Source organism: Vibrio sp. R78045 (assembly GCF_042466085.1).
Taxonomy (GTDB): Bacteria; Pseudomonadota; Gammaproteobacteria; order Enterobacterales; family Vibrionaceae; genus Vibrio; species Vibrio cyclitrophicus.
The window spans coordinates 1,544,626-1,560,387 of record NZ_JAXHBS010000013.1; the positions used below are offsets into that span (position 1 = coordinate 1,544,626).

General features: G+C 40.8%; 14 protein-coding genes, 1 pseudogene and 1 riboswitch. Of the genes and pseudogenes, 12 read left to right on the top strand and 3 right to left on the bottom strand.

Translation table 11 applies throughout. From position 1 onward, the window contains the following. Positions 1-53: 53 nt before the first annotated feature. The 4 genes from SJY39_RS17315 (at position 54) to SJY39_RS17330 (ending at position 4,766) form a co-directional block, all read left to right on the top strand. Positions 54-818, top strand: coding sequence for a CPBP family intramembrane glutamic endopeptidase (locus tag SJY39_RS17315; protein WP_016793348.1), 765 nt, complete (start codon positions 54-56; stop codon positions 816-818). 493 nt (positions 819-1,311) lie between these two features. Beyond that, positions 1,312-2,874, top strand: a complete 1,563-nt coding sequence (locus SJY39_RS17320; protein ID WP_016793349.1) for a Gfo/Idh/MocA family oxidoreductase — start codon at positions 1,312-1,314, stop codon at positions 2,872-2,874. Then, the gene (locus SJY39_RS17325) at positions 2,874-4,076 is read left to right on the top strand and encodes a multidrug effflux MFS transporter (protein WP_390242356.1); all 1,203 of its coding nucleotides are present in this window, start codon (positions 2,874-2,876) and stop codon (positions 4,074-4,076) included. The genes SJY39_RS17320 and SJY39_RS17325 overlap by 1 nt, the downstream gene beginning before the upstream one ends. Before the next feature lie 429 nt (positions 4,077-4,505). After that, positions 4,506-4,766 (top strand): GFA family protein, encoded by a 261-nt coding sequence (locus SJY39_RS17330; RefSeq protein ID WP_231109876.1) that lies wholly within the window; start codon positions 4,506-4,508, stop codon positions 4,764-4,766. Positions 4,767-5,230: 464 nt separating this feature from the next. Here SJY39_RS17330 and SJY39_RS17335 read toward each other — a convergent pair whose 3' ends face one another. Together SJY39_RS17335 and SJY39_RS17340 are read right to left on the bottom strand one after the other, a co-directional pair. Further along, complete coding sequence (locus tag SJY39_RS17335) at positions 5,231-6,715, bottom strand: NAD(P)/FAD-dependent oxidoreductase (RefSeq protein ID WP_016785411.1); 1,485 nt, start codon at positions 6,713-6,715, stop codon at positions 5,231-5,233. 187 nt (positions 6,716-6,902) lie between these two features. Beyond that, positions 6,903-7,108 (bottom strand): annotated as a pseudogene (locus tag SJY39_RS17340) (hypothetical protein); the annotation flags it as partial. A gap of 260 nt (positions 7,109-7,368) precedes the next feature. Here SJY39_RS17340 and SJY39_RS17345 point away from each other — a divergent pair. The 3 genes from SJY39_RS17345 (at position 7,369) to SJY39_RS17355 (ending at position 9,122) form a co-directional block, all read left to right on the top strand. Next, a complete protein-coding gene (locus SJY39_RS17345) occupies positions 7,369-7,815 on the top strand; it encodes an NUDIX pyrophosphatase (RefSeq protein ID WP_016793350.1) in 447 nt (148 codons plus the stop codon). Positions 7,816-7,912: 97 nt separating this feature from the next. After that, entirely contained in the window at positions 7,913-8,278 is a 366-nt protein-coding gene (locus SJY39_RS17350) for a glyoxalase/bleomycin resistance/dioxygenase family protein (protein WP_010430556.1), read from the top strand. A 433-nt stretch (positions 8,279-8,711) separates the two neighbouring features. Further along, positions 8,712-9,122 (top strand): hypothetical protein, encoded by a 411-nt coding sequence (locus tag SJY39_RS17355; RefSeq protein ID WP_016796825.1) that lies wholly within the window; start codon positions 8,712-8,714, stop codon positions 9,120-9,122. 440 nt (positions 9,123-9,562) lie between these two features. Here the strand turns inward: SJY39_RS17355 and SJY39_RS17360 are convergent, their stop codons facing one another. Continuing rightward, a complete protein-coding gene (locus tag SJY39_RS17360) occupies positions 9,563-10,237 on the bottom strand; it encodes a glutathione S-transferase family protein (RefSeq protein WP_010430545.1) in 675 nt (224 codons plus the stop codon). Between the two features lie 482 nt (positions 10,238-10,719). Between SJY39_RS17360 and SJY39_RS17365 the strand changes: the two genes are divergently transcribed. From SJY39_RS17365 to SJY39_RS17385, 5 genes are all read left to right on the top strand, one after another. Beyond that, on the top strand, positions 10,720-11,817 hold the full coding sequence (locus SJY39_RS17365) for a YdcF family protein (RefSeq protein WP_016768293.1): 1,098 nt from the start codon (positions 10,720-10,722) through the stop codon (positions 11,815-11,817). A gap of 115 nt (positions 11,818-11,932) precedes the next feature. Beyond that, positions 11,933-12,184 (top strand): DUF2999 family protein, encoded by a 252-nt coding sequence (locus SJY39_RS17370; protein ID WP_009844829.1) that lies wholly within the window; start codon positions 11,933-11,935, stop codon positions 12,182-12,184. Positions 12,185-12,606: 422 nt separating this feature from the next. Continuing rightward, positions 12,607-13,635 carry a DUF4382 domain-containing protein gene (locus tag SJY39_RS17375; protein WP_016789043.1) on the top strand — a complete coding sequence of 343 codons (1,029 nt, stop codon included), beginning with the start codon at positions 12,607-12,609 and terminating at the stop codon, positions 13,633-13,635. A 174-nt stretch (positions 13,636-13,809) separates the two neighbouring features. After that, positions 13,810-14,538, top strand: a complete 729-nt coding sequence (locus SJY39_RS17380; RefSeq protein WP_372264188.1) for a helix-turn-helix domain-containing protein — start codon at positions 13,810-13,812, stop codon at positions 14,536-14,538. A gap of 85 nt (positions 14,539-14,623) precedes the next feature. Next, positions 14,624-15,541: a DMT family transporter gene (locus tag SJY39_RS17385; RefSeq protein WP_016789045.1), complete on the top strand. Its 918-nt coding sequence runs from the start codon at positions 14,624-14,626 to the stop codon at positions 15,539-15,541. Between the two features lie 98 nt (positions 15,542-15,639). Beyond that, a riboswitch (TPP riboswitch) is annotated at positions 15,640-15,751 on the top strand. Positions 15,752-15,762: the final 11 nt, after the last annotated feature.

Below are 15,762 nucleotides of genomic sequence, written 5' to 3' on the forward strand. Positions count from 1 at the left end.
ATATAAAATGTACTCTTTAAATGCGGAAATTAACAAATTTAGATATGGTATAAATGGATAACTTTCCCACCGTAGGACTTAAGACATCGTTATCCATAGGCATATTGGCACTTGCCTTATATTACCTATGGGGCGACATGAGTTTTAATGATCTTCGAGGCCTTTTTTTGGTAGTGGCGTTTGTAATGATGCTCACTTTAAAGAAGAGTGAAAATAGCCTCTTTTCAGTAACTCCACAAATTTCCTCTTTTACACATCATATACTCCCAGTTACTGTGCTAGCGATTGGCGTGGCCTGTTTCACGTTGTTCTATATGGAATTTATCCGGCAATATGTCACGGGACAAGAAGTCGACTATATCGTAGGATTTCTCGTTAGTGGTGAACTGGAGGTAAGCGAGAAGCTAAAATATCTTTTCGAGACCGTTATATTAGCTCCGTTATCAGAGGAGTTTTTCTTCAGGTTTATCTTGCTAAGTAGCATATGCTTACTCTTGAGAAGCAAGTTTATAGGCGTAATTTTATCGTCACTCTTATTCGCCTACGGCCATGAAGACCCTGTCGTTGCTTTTTCTCTAGGTATCACTGCATCTATAGTTCTACTGGAATACATGAGTATATATAGCGCTATAATTCTTCATGCGATTTATAATTTGTGGATATATACAGTGGAAGTTTTTATCGTACCTGCCTTTTTCTTTAATGATTGGGATTTTGCACCAAGTGGGAACATCGGAACAATCGTTTCTATAGTGGCATTAGCTGTATCTTTTTTGGCACTATTGATTATTAAAGGCAAGGAAAAATCAATACAATAAGGTATTAGCAACCACTTCATCACTATAGGGGCTGAGGCCATAATCAATGACATCACCACACTTATCGACACCTCGATAGTAAAGTTGCTGACACACTTTTGCCCCAAACCTTTTTAGAACCTACCTTCCTAAATTTAGAAAAAATTGAGTAATGCTCTTGGTCAAAATCAAATGGGTAACAGTTTACCGTTAAATTATGAAACAGCTTGTTTTGCAAAGTGTCCAACAGGCTGTTTAGGAGAGATTCAGACAAGAGGAAAGCTATCTGAAGAAGGTGAACTCTTTGGGTTGATGAATCAATTTTATTCGTATAGGAAGTCGTTTTAACATTAAAAATCACAAAATTGTCAATAGGAAGTGTAAGCGTTTACATGTATACAAGCTAGTTTTTATGTGAAACCATATTTATAAATGATGCAATTAGAGTTATTTTGTGGAAACGTTATCACAATGCGAGGCTCGTTAGCTACACGGCTTTAGTTGGACATTTAATTTGATATTCACAACAAATTGGCTAAAAATAAAAATGAACGAAAACAACAAGAAAATTAACTTCCTATTGATTGGATTCGGTCCACATTCCAAACGAATCTTTCATCCTATCTTCGAGAATATTACTAACGATTCAACTTTAGTTTTGAAAGCTGCAATAGACCTGAAATCCAAGCAAGGTCGAGTTGAGAAGTACCTTGATGGTAAGGTAATGCAGCCCGAAATGTACTATCTAAACAACGATGAACCGGTCCAAGATCAGCTAAATACCTCTACTATAGAACTGCTAGACTCAATCGTAGATAAACACTCTATCAATGCGATTATCATCGCCACTGAACCGCTAGTACACCGAGCCTATGGAACCTGGGCGTTAAGAGCGGGTCTTCCTGTCCTAATGGATAAACCCATTTCCGCAAATATGAATGTATCTTCTGAACTTAGCAGCGCTGAAAAGATTGCAGAAGATTACTATTTCTTGAACGATGAATACGAGAAGGCAAAGGAAAAAGATCCAAACATAATTTTCTCTTTGCTTGCTCAGAGAAGATACCAAACAACCATAGAGCTTATCCGTAATGAGATAAGTAACTGCTTTGCAAAAACGAATTGCCCTGTAACGAACATCCAAACCTTTCACTCTGATGGTCAATGGAGAACCCCTACTGAATGTGTAGAGGAAATCTATCATGGGTACAACCAGGGTTACGGTAAGTGCTCCCATACTGGGTATCACTTCTTTGATATCGTTCCTTACATACTTTCTGCTGGACTCAGTGAGTCAAAATTTTATGAGCATATCGAAGTATTTTCACATGCTGTTAGACCGTTAGATGTCCTATCTCAGTTCAATCTTGAGGACTATGAAAGGCTGTTCGGTGCGGAAGAGTTTTGCAAAAACAATCCGCACAGTGAAGCAGAACTTCATGAACTTATGCAGGATTTAGGTGAGGTAGACTGTCAGAGCAGTATTGCATTCAAAAATGGCAATAATGTGGTTACAACAGCTTTGCTTAATCTAACTCATAATGGGTTTTCTCGCAGGAGCTGGCCTTCTATCGAAGGAATAGAGCTATACAAAGGTAATGGCCGGGTTTCTCACGAATCGCATATTATCCAACAAGGGCCGTTCCAAACCATTCATTTGCACTCATACAAGTCAGATGACTCTAATGAAAATGCTGATAGCAACGCAGAAGTAGTTGGAACAAAAAGGCACATTGCAATTTTTATCTTTAGAAACAATAAGCTGATTGGCGGTAAACCTACAGAAGTTATCAGACTTGATGACATTGAAAAGTTAGAGGGTGAGTCTATCGGGCTTCTTGGTAAGCCAAAGAGCAAGTGCTTCTTTGAGTTTGTTGAAGCTTTACGTGGAGAAATCACTAGAGAAGAGATGAAGTCTGACTTTAGTCAACATGAGCACGGAGCCGTCCTGGTCTCAGCAGTTTATCAATCTATGTGTAATCAACTGACAGGGAGTTCTCCGCTAATCAAAATGCCTCTAGAAATGACTGGTGACAATACATCTACTTTTAATGCTCAAAAGGTTAGGGTTTGCTAATGAAAGAAAAACTATCATATTCTTTTTGGCTTTTTCCAATCGTAGCTGTTTCGTCATTAGGGTTGGATATTTTTATCCCTGCACTACCGGCAATAAACGATGCTTTTGGTGCAAGCCAGCAATCAACGCAATTACTCATAAGTGTTTATGTGTTTGCCTTGAGTATTGGACAGCTAATATTCGGGCCTTACATCGATAAACATGGGTGTCAAAAAGCATTTAACATAGGTATTACGCTTTGTGCAGCCGCTTCTGTTGCTATTGTTTTTAGCGAGTCTCTAAGTTTATTGGTACTGATGCGCTTTGTTCAGGGCTTGGGTGCTGGTACGGTCGCTGTATCAGTTTTCTCTAGTGTGCCAAAGATTTTTAAAAAGGAAATAAGCGGTAAAGTATTTGGCCTCTTTAGCAGTGTGCTCAGTGTCGTGCCGGTTTTGGCTCCACTATTAGGAGGCCTCTTAACGGCGGTGTTCAACTGGGAAGCTTGCTTTTCTTTCTTAGCAATCTACATGATATTTTGCATCTTAGTTAATAGGTATAAACCTCTTCCTTCAAAGGTCGACGTTAACCAAGATACTTCTGATGCCGGAAGTAACTTGTATGCAAAATTACTTACTACCCGGAGTTTTATTATTGGCTGCATGGCTTGTTCATTGGGTTTCTCCACACAGTTGGTATTCTTCTCAAGTTCACCACTAGTAATCATCGAACAGTTTGGTATAGGTACAGAGTACTTCGGTTTGCTTTTCGCTATTAATGCTTTCTCAATCACTGCAGGAAGTCTTTTAGCTGTAAAACTGATTGGTAGATGTAGCGAAGAATCAATCATCAAAGCTGGCTCTGTTATTCTGTTGGTATCTGGTTTCGGTTTTAGTGCCTATCACTTTATGACGGATGTCAATGTTTGGCATTTCATGGCTCCAAGCTGTTTAGGAAGTTTTGGGTTTGCGTTATTGATGTCAGCGGGAACAACATTAGCTTTAAGTGAGTTTTCTCAACAATCTGGTAGAGCTTCATCTCTGAATGGATCTGCTCAGTTGATTGTAGCGTCTCTATTCTCATGGTTAGTGATCAATTTCTGGGATAGTGAATGGAAAACAATTACCATATTCTACGTATTTGGCGGTTTGATGATTTTTGGCTCCACGTTTTTGCGAAAACCCATGAATCGAGTTAAAGCTACCTGCATCCAACCGAGCAAATAATAGTTCAATTTGAATGGCCAAAGACAATTTTGGCCATTTTTTGGGGAGATTTAGTATAGAAACTACGCAAAAATGACCACTGTAAGTAAGCGGTGGCCATCGTGTTTTAGATACCAAAGATTATCTGAAGGATAAACCCCGTTCGAAGTGTCTAAATGTTTCTGTCCAGAATCTTCACAGTTGGCATGTCGTAACTCAGAACTGCCCCAAAATCATTTAGACCAAGTACTTTACAAAGTCTAGAGGCGTGCGTTTTCCCCTACTAGAAATGATCTGAACGCTGCTAATCCCTTTGTTTTGTCACACAGAGCAGTCTAACCCGTTTTCTTTGTAACTAACCTATTGATTTATTATTGTAAGCCTGAATCATGTCTTTATAAAATACAGACACTCTCCGTACAGAAAGCGCTACGTCAATCAGGAGTATTAATGAAGGGTTCTTGTTTATGCGGTGATATTCAGTTTGAAGTTAAAGGTGTTAAGCCTAGCTTGTATCAGTGTCACTGCTCAGTGTGTCGTAAATCAACGGGTTCGTCCTCAAATACAGCTGCGATAGTAAATGAGATAGAATTTAATTGGATAAAAAAGGCGTCGGATATTCAAGAGTTTAATCTTGATAGTGGATACAGTGTTAATTTTTGCGGTCGTTGTGGGAGTCCAGTACCTAATAAGCTAAGAGGTCGAAAGTAGTATGGCTTCCAGCTGGACTACTTGAAGAACATGGGCTTAAAGTAACTCAACATATCTTCGTTAGGTCTAAAGCACCTTGGGATATCATTGGTGGCTCAGCGACACATCACGAAGAAATGCCTAGTTTAGAAAAATTTGTGCAGCTATTAGACCGTTGAGGCAAATGAACATACAAATAATTTGAGCAGATTCGCAACACTTGGCGCTCTGGGTTAGCAGTGTTTTTTTAAGTGTTTAAGGTACTACGCAGCGACTTAGTTTGTGTGTTGCTCATGACTTAAACAGGCATTACCCATTTTCTCATCATTCAATGCTAAGAAGGCTATTTATTGAAGTGTGGAACGTGCTAAGCAAATAATAGTCCAAGTAGGGCGGCAACAGCTTCAGCCCGCACAATGCGGCCTGAAGATTATTGGCACTTATACAAACTTTAAAAACACATCACTTTTACCGTACCATTGCTGTTAACCACGTTTCCATGTGTGATATTTTTCTAATAGTTTCAATACTGTCTGCGGTGCGTGATTGCGTTTCCACTCTCCTGCTGCGTACTTATTGCCTTCAGCCCACGTAGGATAGCTGTGTATCGTTCCTAATATTTTATTTAGGCCTAGGCCATGTTTCATGGCTAGCACAAATTCTGCTATTAGATCACCCGCGTGCTCAGATATAATAGTAACACCCAAGATCTTATCTTTACCTCTTGGCGTAATGACTTTAATAAACCCGTCTGTTGAGCTTTCTGTTATTGCTCTATCAAGTTCCTTAAATTCAAATCGAGTCACTTCATAATCGATGCCCTTTTCTTTTGCTTCATATTCATTGATGCCAACTCGTGCAATCTCAGGATCAATAAATGTTGTCCAAGGGATCACTCGATAGTCCACCTTGAATTTTTTAAAATGACCAAATAGTGCGTTGACGGCAGCATACCAACCTTGATGGGCTGCAACATGTGTAAACTGGTATGGGCCAACTATATCACCCGCCGCATAGATATTTGGGTAAATTGTTTCTAAGTATTCGTTAGTCACAATTGTGCGATTAGTTTCAATACCTAGTTCCTCTAAACCGTATCCTTCAAGACGAGCACTACGTCCGACAGCACATAACAACTGATCGTATTCAACCTCTATTTCTTGATCATCATGCTTCACAATTATAAATTTTTTGTCGGCTCGTTGCTCGCATCGAAGTGCTTGATGAGAAGATAAGATATTGACCCCGCTCTTTTTCAGCGCTTGTGTGGCAAACTCAGAAACTTCAACATCTTCACGTATCATGATTCTTTCTGCCATTTCTATTTGCGTCACATTGGATCCTAGACGAGAAAAGGACTGAGCTAACTCACAGCCAATTGGACCTCCTCCTAAAACAACCAGCTTTTTTGGTGCTTCATCAAGCTTAGCGAACTCGGACCAAAGTGTATCACTGGTTACATACCCCGTATCTTCAATGCCGGGTAATGGCGGCACAAACGGACGTGCACCAGTGGCAATTACGATACTGCGAGCCGTTAGTGTAGTTGTCGTACCATCGTCATAGGCTATTTCCACAGTCCAGGGGTCAAGTAACTTCCCATATCCTTTCTGTACCTCTACACCCAAATTCGTATAACGTTCAACGCTGTCATGAGGTGCAACTTCAGCTATAATATCGTGTACTCTTTGCATGACTTTTTTAAAAGAAAATTGAGGAGTGAAGTTGTCTAAACCATAGTGGTGTGAATTTTCTATAGAGTTTGCCATCTTGGCACTCTTAATTATGGCTTTGCTGGGTACACAACCGTAATTCAGACAATCACCCCCCATCTCTCCAGCTTCAATCAAGGTTACTTTTGCCTTAACCGCTGCTGCGATATAACTAGTCACAAGGCCGCCCGCTCCTGCACCAATAACAATCATGTTGCGGTCAAACTTCTTGGGTTTTGTCCAATTACTATTTTTCATCTTTGCACCACCGTTTGTTTAATTTAAGAACTGATCCCTATGACTCATTCTGTTTGTTCACTTAAAATTGCACACTAACTTATAGGTAAATAGAACGGAGTGAATCTGTTTTTATTTCAGTATGAGAAAAATAACAGGTAACTTATTTAGTGGCTTTGCAAAGAATCTATTTTATGGGTAAATAGCCTTATAAAGTGAACAGCATTCGTAATATGCTGCACAAAAAGTATTTGCTCGCTATTTTAGGTGTTGACCATTGTCAATTAGCCTTTGTAGCCCGCTATCGATAAGATCTTTCAATTCGTTATCTTGCTTTCTAACAGCGACGCCAATACCTTTACCAAACCACTTCTCGTCTGTAAATTTAGGGCCGGTAAATGATAGTCCTTGTCCTATTATGTATCAGCGCCAATCGAACTATTTTCAGCCTATTTGTTGGATTGTGGTGGCACAGTTAATTTAGCAAAATTACTGACTCAGTTTTGACCAGAGGCTTCATAGACCTGAATTTTTACACGTGGCATTTACTAACTCAAAAGTGCCCCTTTCCGAGTTTGCGCAACAAAATCGTGAAAAATTCAATCTGAAAATTACCCAACTTTTCCTAATGGTTGTAGTATCTATTGACGCGTAACAATAGTGGAACTAATTCAATGAGAGCACCATTTCAGGTACTTATATTCCCATACAAATTTGAAATGGCAGACCCCATATTCCTGATTGCTTGCCGAACAGACAATGGTGAATGGCAGGCAATTTCTGGTGGTGGTGAAGATCATGAGTCTTTGCTTGAAGCTGCAAAAAGAGAATTATATGAAGAAACCTCGTTAACAAGTATTGATTGGGTTCAACTAGATTCTATGTGTATGTTACCTAGAGTTTTTTATTCTGGTCATGAAAAATGGAGCGATCACCCTTATGTGATACCAGAATACTCCTTCTCAGTGCAGGTTTCAGGTGAGCCAAAGTTATCTTCGGAACACACAGAGTTCCGTTGGTGTAAGGCATCTGACGCGAGTAAACTTCTCAAGTACGATTCAAATCGAATAGCTTTATGGGAATTATGTGAACGACTTAAATCCCATCATATGAATATATAAAATCGAATTGTTCCGAAATCGTTTAGAGCAAATGATCTTTTCGATGTAGTGGGCGAGCGTTTGCCCTATTAAAAGCGTTAAATGGTAGGAGAGAATTATGAATCCATCGGCAGTGCTTATTCATGTCCCAGATGTGGCTAAAGGGCTTGAATGGTATAAGAAAGCTTTTCCTGACGCTGTCTCAGTGCATTATCCAGAGTTTGATTTCACGATACTTGACCTAAATGGTTTTTCTTTAGAAATCGCACAAGCAGACGAAAAAGTTTGTTCGGGTAAAAGTGGTACAGTTTTATATTGGTCTGTTGCAAGCCTACCTGTTGCTTTGGCTCATTTCGAAACACTTGGCGCTCATCTTTATCGTGGGCCTATCGATATCGAAAATGGACTTTCCATGTGCCAAGTTGAAGACCCATTTGGTAATTTAATTGGTATTCGTGGAACTATTGTACCTCCAGAATCTTGATGATATGAATTATAACCCGTGGCACTGTATGGCTCGAAAGTGCCCCGAAATGCGTTAGACCAAATAATCTACGAAATTAAGGGGCGTGCGTTTTCCCTACCAAATCTAATCAGATAAAAGAGGGGCAGACCATACATTTTGGGATGTGAGCAGGTTTAAAATCGTGCTCAGAATCCTCTGAAGTTATACGGAAACTTTCGGAAATTTCTGATGTTCACATCCTAGGCGCTAGGCAATACGGGCATTAGATTGAGCATGAGTATGATTAACGTTATGATTGGCCACGTATAATTACTGATAAGCCTCAGTTTACATGTGAGCGAATAGTACATAAAAAAGTTGTTAATAAGAAATCTAGGTGGATGAATGTTAGAAGTTTTGAACAAATAACTAAAAAGAGTATCGATCCAATACTTAGAAATGAGAGTAAATTATGAAAGTTTTAAAGTTAATTGGGATATTTTTGTGTATGCTTTTGATTTTTCCAACATCTGCATCTGAGAACAGCGACACCCTAAATATTACGCAAACCAAGTTATACGACAGCTTATCTTGTGAAAAAGTAGGGGAAACAGCTTCAATTTGCCTTATTTCTAGCCAATTTCACTCAAATCCGAAAGCGTATGTGTTCAAATTTCTAGCTAGTGGTGACTTTGATAAAAACAAGGTTGAAGAAATTACGGTTATGTATGCCACATTGATGTCTACATATTTGAACCCAATAACAGCTTCATTTTATGATGCGAAGCCCGCATTAATTGATATGGTGGATCAAAGTCAATTAAAAGCTGAGAATATTATCGTAGAAATAGAACTGAATAATAATGATCTTTATTATTCATAATACCTATACCCTATGTCGGTGAATGGAAAGGTGAGCTTAGTGCATAATTTTTTCGTAGGAAAAGTGGATGCTTATGAACACTTAAAAAGTGTCTGCCATGACATGAAAGAATTTTCAGAGAGCAAAATATATCTACAAAGGTGTACCTTTTATAAGGAATAAAGGCGAACCTCGGTATCCGCTCTAGCAATTTGGGACACTGAGTTACGTTATTTACCATACTTGAAGTTATTCCTATTTTATCAAATTAAGTAAAAGCTCTAAGTAATTCCTGTCCAGAAATGTGTTTGAGAGAAGTGGATAGTTACGAATGTTGAACCTTGGTATCAATCCACACAAAATATCAACTTGTGACTTTTCAACATAAAGAGCCGCTTTTTAGCGGCTCTTTATGTTTGAGTTTTAGCTATCACTCAGAAGAGTGTTAACTATCAATTTTTCTACTTCGCATAATTCGAAGGAAACAGTGCTCGTTTCGCTTCTTCATCACGTTCGGTTTTAAACTCAATGCCTTTACCAATCTCGCGAGCGCGCAGTGCGGCAGGGCGACTGTTGATTGCATCAAACCAGCGCTTTAAGTTCGGGTAAGGTTCTAGGCCTTCTTCACCAAGCACGAAAGGTGCTTTATCAATCCAACCCCATGCCGCGACATCGACAATGGTGTACTCATTTCCGACGAAAAACTCACGACCTTCCATATGCTTTTCTAACACTTCGTAGTGACGTTGTGCTTCACGTAGATAACGGTTCACGGCGTAGTCTAGGCCTGCAGGGGCAGCATGACGGAAGTGTACCGATTGGCCAGAGTATGGACCAAGACCGCTCGCGATGAACATCATCCAAGATAGAAGTTCTGCTCTGTCTTCTGGTTGCCCCGCTAGCTTGCCAGTTTTCTCTGATAGGTAAAGAAGGATAGCGTTAGAGTCGAATACACGTTGTCCGTCATCTTCAATCGCTGGCGTTTTGCCATTTGGATTTATTAAGCGATATTCCGGTGTGTGTTGCTCGCCTTTTAAGGTATCAACTGGAACGAGTTCAAAATCTAGGCCTGTCTCTTCTAGAAACAGAGCGATCTTCATTGGGTTGGGTGTTTGGTGAAAATAGAACTTAAGCATGGGGTAACTCCTTGTATTGGACGTCCATTAAAACACCACTTGAACGATCGTTCAATAATTGATTTTAAATTATGTGAAAAATGGCCTGTTTTTTTAAACGAGCGGTGTTTGAATTTCAGTTGGTGGGCAGAAGCTAGCGTGAACCTATTGGCGGTTGAGAATCTTAAATATCTGAAAGTATGTGTTTAAATGTGAGCTTTCATGTTGGTCGTCAGTCTAAATGTAATTGTCGATTATGGTGGGGGAGGCGTGTGAGTTTGAAGCTAGATATTCGAAAATAGTCAGTAACATCATTGTTATACAACAACTTGTTAGATTGGCGAGCGTGTTTAGGCACATAAAATCGTGATCTGCAGCCACATCTTATGCAACCAAGGAATATTAACGCTGTAGATTCTGGTGTGCTTCACGGTTTTTTAATACTAGGGGCTTACATTGGGGAGCAAATCTGATGTGAACACTTAACGACACAGGATCTTTCCATGAAAAAGAACATTATCGCCCTCGCTCTTGGTGGCATGCTGGCTTTTGGCGCAACTCCTTATTCTTTTGCTGCTAACGATGGCGCAGTACAAGCTTCTGCGGATTACGCGCAGTTGGTGACTAAGCGACAAGTTGTCGACCAACTACTTCTTGATGCGTTGCAAGCGTTCAAGTCTCCAGCAAGAATTTCTCACGCTGGCTTCACGGCTAAAATGCCAAGCAACATGGAAATTGTGACGAATCGATTGTTAGAAGCTTACCAGTTAGAACCTTACCGCACTGACTTGCTGATTTCGGCAGCGAACGCTCAGATCTACAACAAGAATGCAGAGCGCGCTATTGAGTTGTTTGAGCAAGCGTTGACGGTTGCGCCAGACGATGTCGATCTTCATTCTTACCTTGCGGTTTGGCAAAGATTCGATGGTAATGATAGTGAATCCAACAAGCATATGCAGAAGCTTGAGAGCCTGAACAAAGGCAAAGCCGAAGACATCAAACGTATCTTTGCTACGGTCGATCGCGTATTAGAAACACCGTTGAAAGAATCAGCAGATAAAGGGCTACTGAGCGATCACGGCGCGATAGTTACTTTGGGTTACGCGCTGAACCCAGATGGTTCAATGCATGAGATCTTGATTGAACGTCTTGAAACCACATTGGCAATGTCTAAAGCCAACCCGGATGCGATGATTGTGCTAACGGGTGGCGTGCCTAAGAACCACAAGACAGAAGGCAAGTTGATGGCGAATTGGCTTATTTCAAAAGGGGTGAGTAAAGATCGTATCATTGAAGAGAACTATGCGACTAGCACGGTAGGGAATGCTTTGTTCAGTAGCTATGCGCTTGCTCGTCATAATATTAAGCATGCGACCATTATTAGCTCGGCAAGCCATGTTCGTCGTGGTCAAACTTTGTTTGAAATTGCGAGCTGGCAAACTGGCCCTCAAGGAATTACATTTGATACGGTTGCTTACCCAGACAAGCCATTAGAAAGTCTTAAAAATGCAAGCAGTGGCGAACTGTTAGGTATTTATCGTGATGCTCTAAGAACCTATGGCATGTGGAGTTACCGCTCTTATCCGCTAGAGTCGCGTTAAGCCTAAAATCTAAGCAATAACTTGGGTTAAGCAAAGCACAACTTGCTGGTACTATCGAGAGGCGCTAGGTGGTAAACTGGCGCTCTATTAATTTTAGTGTTTCAAAGGTAAAGTGATGAACCCGATTTTAGCAATGTTGAAAGAGAACAATATTAGCGATGAGCAAATCAGCGAGATATTCAAGACGCTGACAGAGAACCCTCTTGCAGCAATGGCGACAATCAGCCAACTTGGCTTACCACAAGATAAACTTCAAATGCTGATGGGTCAGGTAATGCAAAACCCTGCGCTAATCAAAGAAGCCGTTGAAGAGCTTGGCCTAGATTTCTCTAAGGTTGAAGCGGCTAAAGAACAACTTCAAAAATAAGTCAATTTGAATGAGCTAAGATCGAATTAGCTTAATCAAAATTCAATGAAAAGGTCGTTTAAGTTCAGCAACAGGCTGTCTTAACGGCCTTTTTTGATCTTGGTGGCGATTATTCACTTTGATCAAGCTGCTTTCAATCCCTGCTTCCCATTTTCTACTCAACGACTATTTCAACACAATTGACAGCACCTTTGCCAAACATGCGTTGCTACTGACAATTTACTTACTAGACTTAATTAACCTATGTGCGACTTGATATGTGCACCTTGATGAACAGTGTTTTTTGGGTGAGGAATGCCCTGAATAGTAGGGATATAAACATCAAACAATAGCGCTGTTTATTTATGGGTCACAACAAGAAAAAGAATAAGAGGGCACTCAATAAGCCCTTTATTGAGCAGTGATTTTATAGGAAATGAGTTATGAAATATTTAAAGGAAACGGCTTTAGCTAGCCTTGTGTTGGCCGCGCTTGTTGGTTGTGGCGGAGACTCAGGATCATCAAGCAGTACGACACCCATTACCTTGAGTGTGAGTGATGCGCCCGTCGATGATGTTAAAGATGTGACGGTGACATTCAGCAAGGTAGCTTTACTTCCGATTCAGGGAGGTACAACGCTAGTGTATGACGTGTATAAAACGGACGAAAACGGTGATTACGTTGATGAAAATGGCGACCCGTTGCCAGACGGTGAAGATCCTATTCCATTAAGTGTCAATTTATTGGATTACCAAGGAAGCGATGCACTTCCTTTGATTGAAAACGAGGTAGTTCCAGTAGGTAGCTATAAACTATGTGTGTTTGCGAATGATGGCGACCACCCGACACATCCATCTTATGTTGTAGAAAACGATGACTCGATTCGTGAGTTAACGGTGAAAGGTAATGGCGCGTGCCCGCAAGGTGTTGGTAAAGAAGATAACGCTGGCGTGCTTTACTTTAATGATTCATTTAATGTGAACCAACAGAGTAACGATTTTGTTGTCGAGTTCGATCTTCGACGTGGCCTAAAGAACAGTTCGACTTTCCCTGATTACACTATTCAAAGAACGTCTGTAAGCCTTATCAATACGGTTGAGACAGGAAACATTGAAGGTACTGTTTCGAGTACCACTTTTGAAGCTTGTAACCCTACAAATGATAATACTTATGTTCAGTCGGTGTACTTGTATGAAGGTAATATCGACAAAGCTGACATGGCGCCTATTGGCGGTTCCGATGAGGTGAAGCCGATTACTTCAGCATCAGTGGCAATGAATGAAGCACAGACTAACTATGAGTTCTCTCTGGGATTTATTGATCCAGGTACTTACTCATTGGGTTATACCTGTACCGCGCAACACGACAGTGATGAAGACAATGCTGATCCGGTTGCTGATGGTTTTGACATTTATGAAGTTCAAAATAGTGTTCAGGTAGTGGTTGGTCAGGATAACCAAGTATCGTTTTAAATCTTTGACGTGATTAAGCATTCGAATAAAAACGGCCTCTCATTTAGAGGCCGTTTTTGATCATGTCACCTAGTTAGCATGAATTTGATGATCATTGAGTGTGACTCTAGGGAAGTGATAATGTAACTTTGTATCTCTTACTTTAACCTAGCGAAATGTACTCCGGCGTTGCTCATGAAATCTAGCTTAAGCATTCGATCTTACACCAAGCAATTTAATACCCATACTCATGATGACCATCATCAACTGGTATTGCCGATCCAAGGCAGTATTAATATCGAAATGGTGGGGTATGTCGGTAAAGTGGCGGTGGGCGAATGTGTGGTGATTCCGGTAACCACAGCACATGCGTTTAAAGCGGACGAAGCAGCGCGGTTTATTGTCGCGGATATGGCTGTGTTGCCTCAGCATTTGTTAGAGCACGAGCTCTCGGTTTTCACGATAACGCCACCTTTGATGAGCTTCTTGTTGTTTGTTGAGAAGCAGCTGGAATATCAGGTCGATAGCGGTATTGAGTCATCCATCTTGGATGTGTTTTCACTGCTGTTAGAGCAACAACAAGTGAGCAAGAGCATCGACCCAAGAATCCGCGCTGTACAAAGGCTGATAGCGGATAATTACACACAACCATTATCCATTTCGCAACTTGCAGAAACGGCTTGTTTGAGCCCCACTCAATTCAAAAAACGCTTCAAAGAATGTCTGGGTATCAGTGCGCTTAAATACATCACTCGCTATCGTATGGAGAAAGCCCAAGCCTTGTTAACTCATACCGATTTACCGGTTCAATTGATTGCTGAAAATGTGGGCTATAGTGATGTGTCTGCTTTCAGTCGTCGCTTCTCTCAGCACTTTGGCATGTCTCCAAGGGCGTTTCTAGGCTCAATGAAAGACAGTCTTTAGAAACAACAATAGCGTCCTTTCGGCAAACTAACTTTTATCAATCTTCACTATTATCTATTTCAGAACTGAAAATTGGGTAATAGAAATGAATCTTGCCATCAATCGCGTTAACGAATTCCAAACGGGCACTTTAGCCATCTTGTTTGCTTCTATTTTATGGGGCACGACAGGCACCGCCGCAAGTTTTGCGCCTGATCTAAGCCCATTAGCGATTGGTGCTTTCTCTATGGGCGTCGGTGGCCTAATGCAAGCGGGATTGGCGTATCGAAAAATCCTATTCGCTTTCGACAAGCTTTTGCAGAACAAGAAGTTGTTGGCAGTGAGCGCTTTGGCTTTAGCGATCTATCCTTTAGCTTTCTATTCTTCAATGAAATTATCTGGCGTGGCGATTGGTACAGTGGTTTCGATTGCTACCGCACCTTTCTTTTCTGCTCTGTTAGAGTGTCTTATTAGCAAAAAGAATAATATCAACAAACGTTGGCTCACTAGCTTTGCGATTGGTGTGGTGGGTATTGGGTTGTTGGTGTTTTCAGAATCTTCATCGACGAATGAATCCGGTGATGATCTCAAGCTGTTCGGTATTGCTTTAGGTTTGCTCGCTGGGTTGTGTTACGCCATTTATTCTTGGGCGACCAAAGCACTGATCGACAAAGGGATTAAGTCACAAGCGGCGATGGGCAGTATTTTTGGCCTGGGTGCGATGCTGTTGCTGCCAACGCTCTGGTTTACGGGGGAGAACCTGTTTTCCTCGCAGATTAACGTATTAGTCATCAGTTATCTGACGTTAATCCCACAATGCTTGGGCTATATCGCGTTCAGTTTTGGTTTACGCCACGTGACCGCGAGTAGCGCCAATCTGCTGACTCTGTTTGAACCAGTAGTTGCAGCGGTGCTTGCCGTCTGTGTTGTCGGTGAGCTGATTCCTTTTACAGGCTGGTTAGGTATGTCTCTGATTGTGTTGTGCTTGTTTATACAGTCGAAGCCATCTAAAGGAACGTTATAAGTATTTGTTTTGTTTTGCCTAATTGAAATTTTTTCATGTGTAATTCTTATAATTGAATAAAATCAGTATCTCAGTTGTGAGAGTGCTGTTACTATCGCTATCAATAGTCGGGGGGCATATACCTTATTTGGTGTTTGCTGAGATCGTTAATCGAGACCCGTTGAACCTGATTCAGTTAACACTGGCGTAGGGAACTATAAGCACTTGATCTGCGTCTGCAC

Coding starts and splice junctions, on each gene's coding strand:
- SJY39_RS17335 (WP_016785411.1), bottom strand. CDS start 6,715: ATGAAAAATAGTAATTGGACAAAACCCAAGAAGTTTGACCGCAACATG.
- SJY39_RS17385 (WP_016789045.1), top strand. CDS start 14,624: ATGAATCTTGCCATCAATCGCGTTAACGAATTCCAAACGGGCACTTTA.
- SJY39_RS17325 (WP_390242356.1), top strand. CDS start 2,874: ATGAAAGAAAAACTATCATATTCTTTTTGGCTTTTTCCAATCGTAGCT.
- SJY39_RS17345 (WP_016793350.1), top strand. CDS start 7,369: ATGAGAGCACCATTTCAGGTACTTATATTCCCATACAAATTTGAAATG.
- SJY39_RS17330 (WP_231109876.1), top strand. CDS start 4,506: ATGAAGGGTTCTTGTTTATGCGGTGATATTCAGTTTGAAGTTAAAGGT.
- SJY39_RS17350 (WP_010430556.1), top strand. CDS start 7,913: ATGAATCCATCGGCAGTGCTTATTCATGTCCCAGATGTGGCTAAAGGG.
- SJY39_RS17370 (WP_009844829.1), top strand. CDS start 11,933: ATGAACCCGATTTTAGCAATGTTGAAAGAGAACAATATTAGCGATGAG.
- SJY39_RS17380 (WP_372264188.1), top strand. CDS start 13,810: ATGAAATCTAGCTTAAGCATTCGATCTTACACCAAGCAATTTAATACC.
- SJY39_RS17375 (WP_016789043.1), top strand. CDS start 12,607: ATGAAATATTTAAAGGAAACGGCTTTAGCTAGCCTTGTGTTGGCCGCG.
- SJY39_RS17355 (WP_016796825.1), top strand. CDS start 8,712: ATGAAAGTTTTAAAGTTAATTGGGATATTTTTGTGTATGCTTTTGATT.
- SJY39_RS17360 (WP_010430545.1), bottom strand. CDS start 10,237: ATGCTTAAGTTCTATTTTCACCAAACACCCAACCCAATGAAGATCGCT.
- SJY39_RS17365 (WP_016768293.1), top strand. CDS start 10,720: ATGAAAAAGAACATTATCGCCCTCGCTCTTGGTGGCATGCTGGCTTTT.
- SJY39_RS17315 (WP_016793348.1), top strand. CDS start 54: ATGGATAACTTTCCCACCGTAGGACTTAAGACATCGTTATCCATAGGC.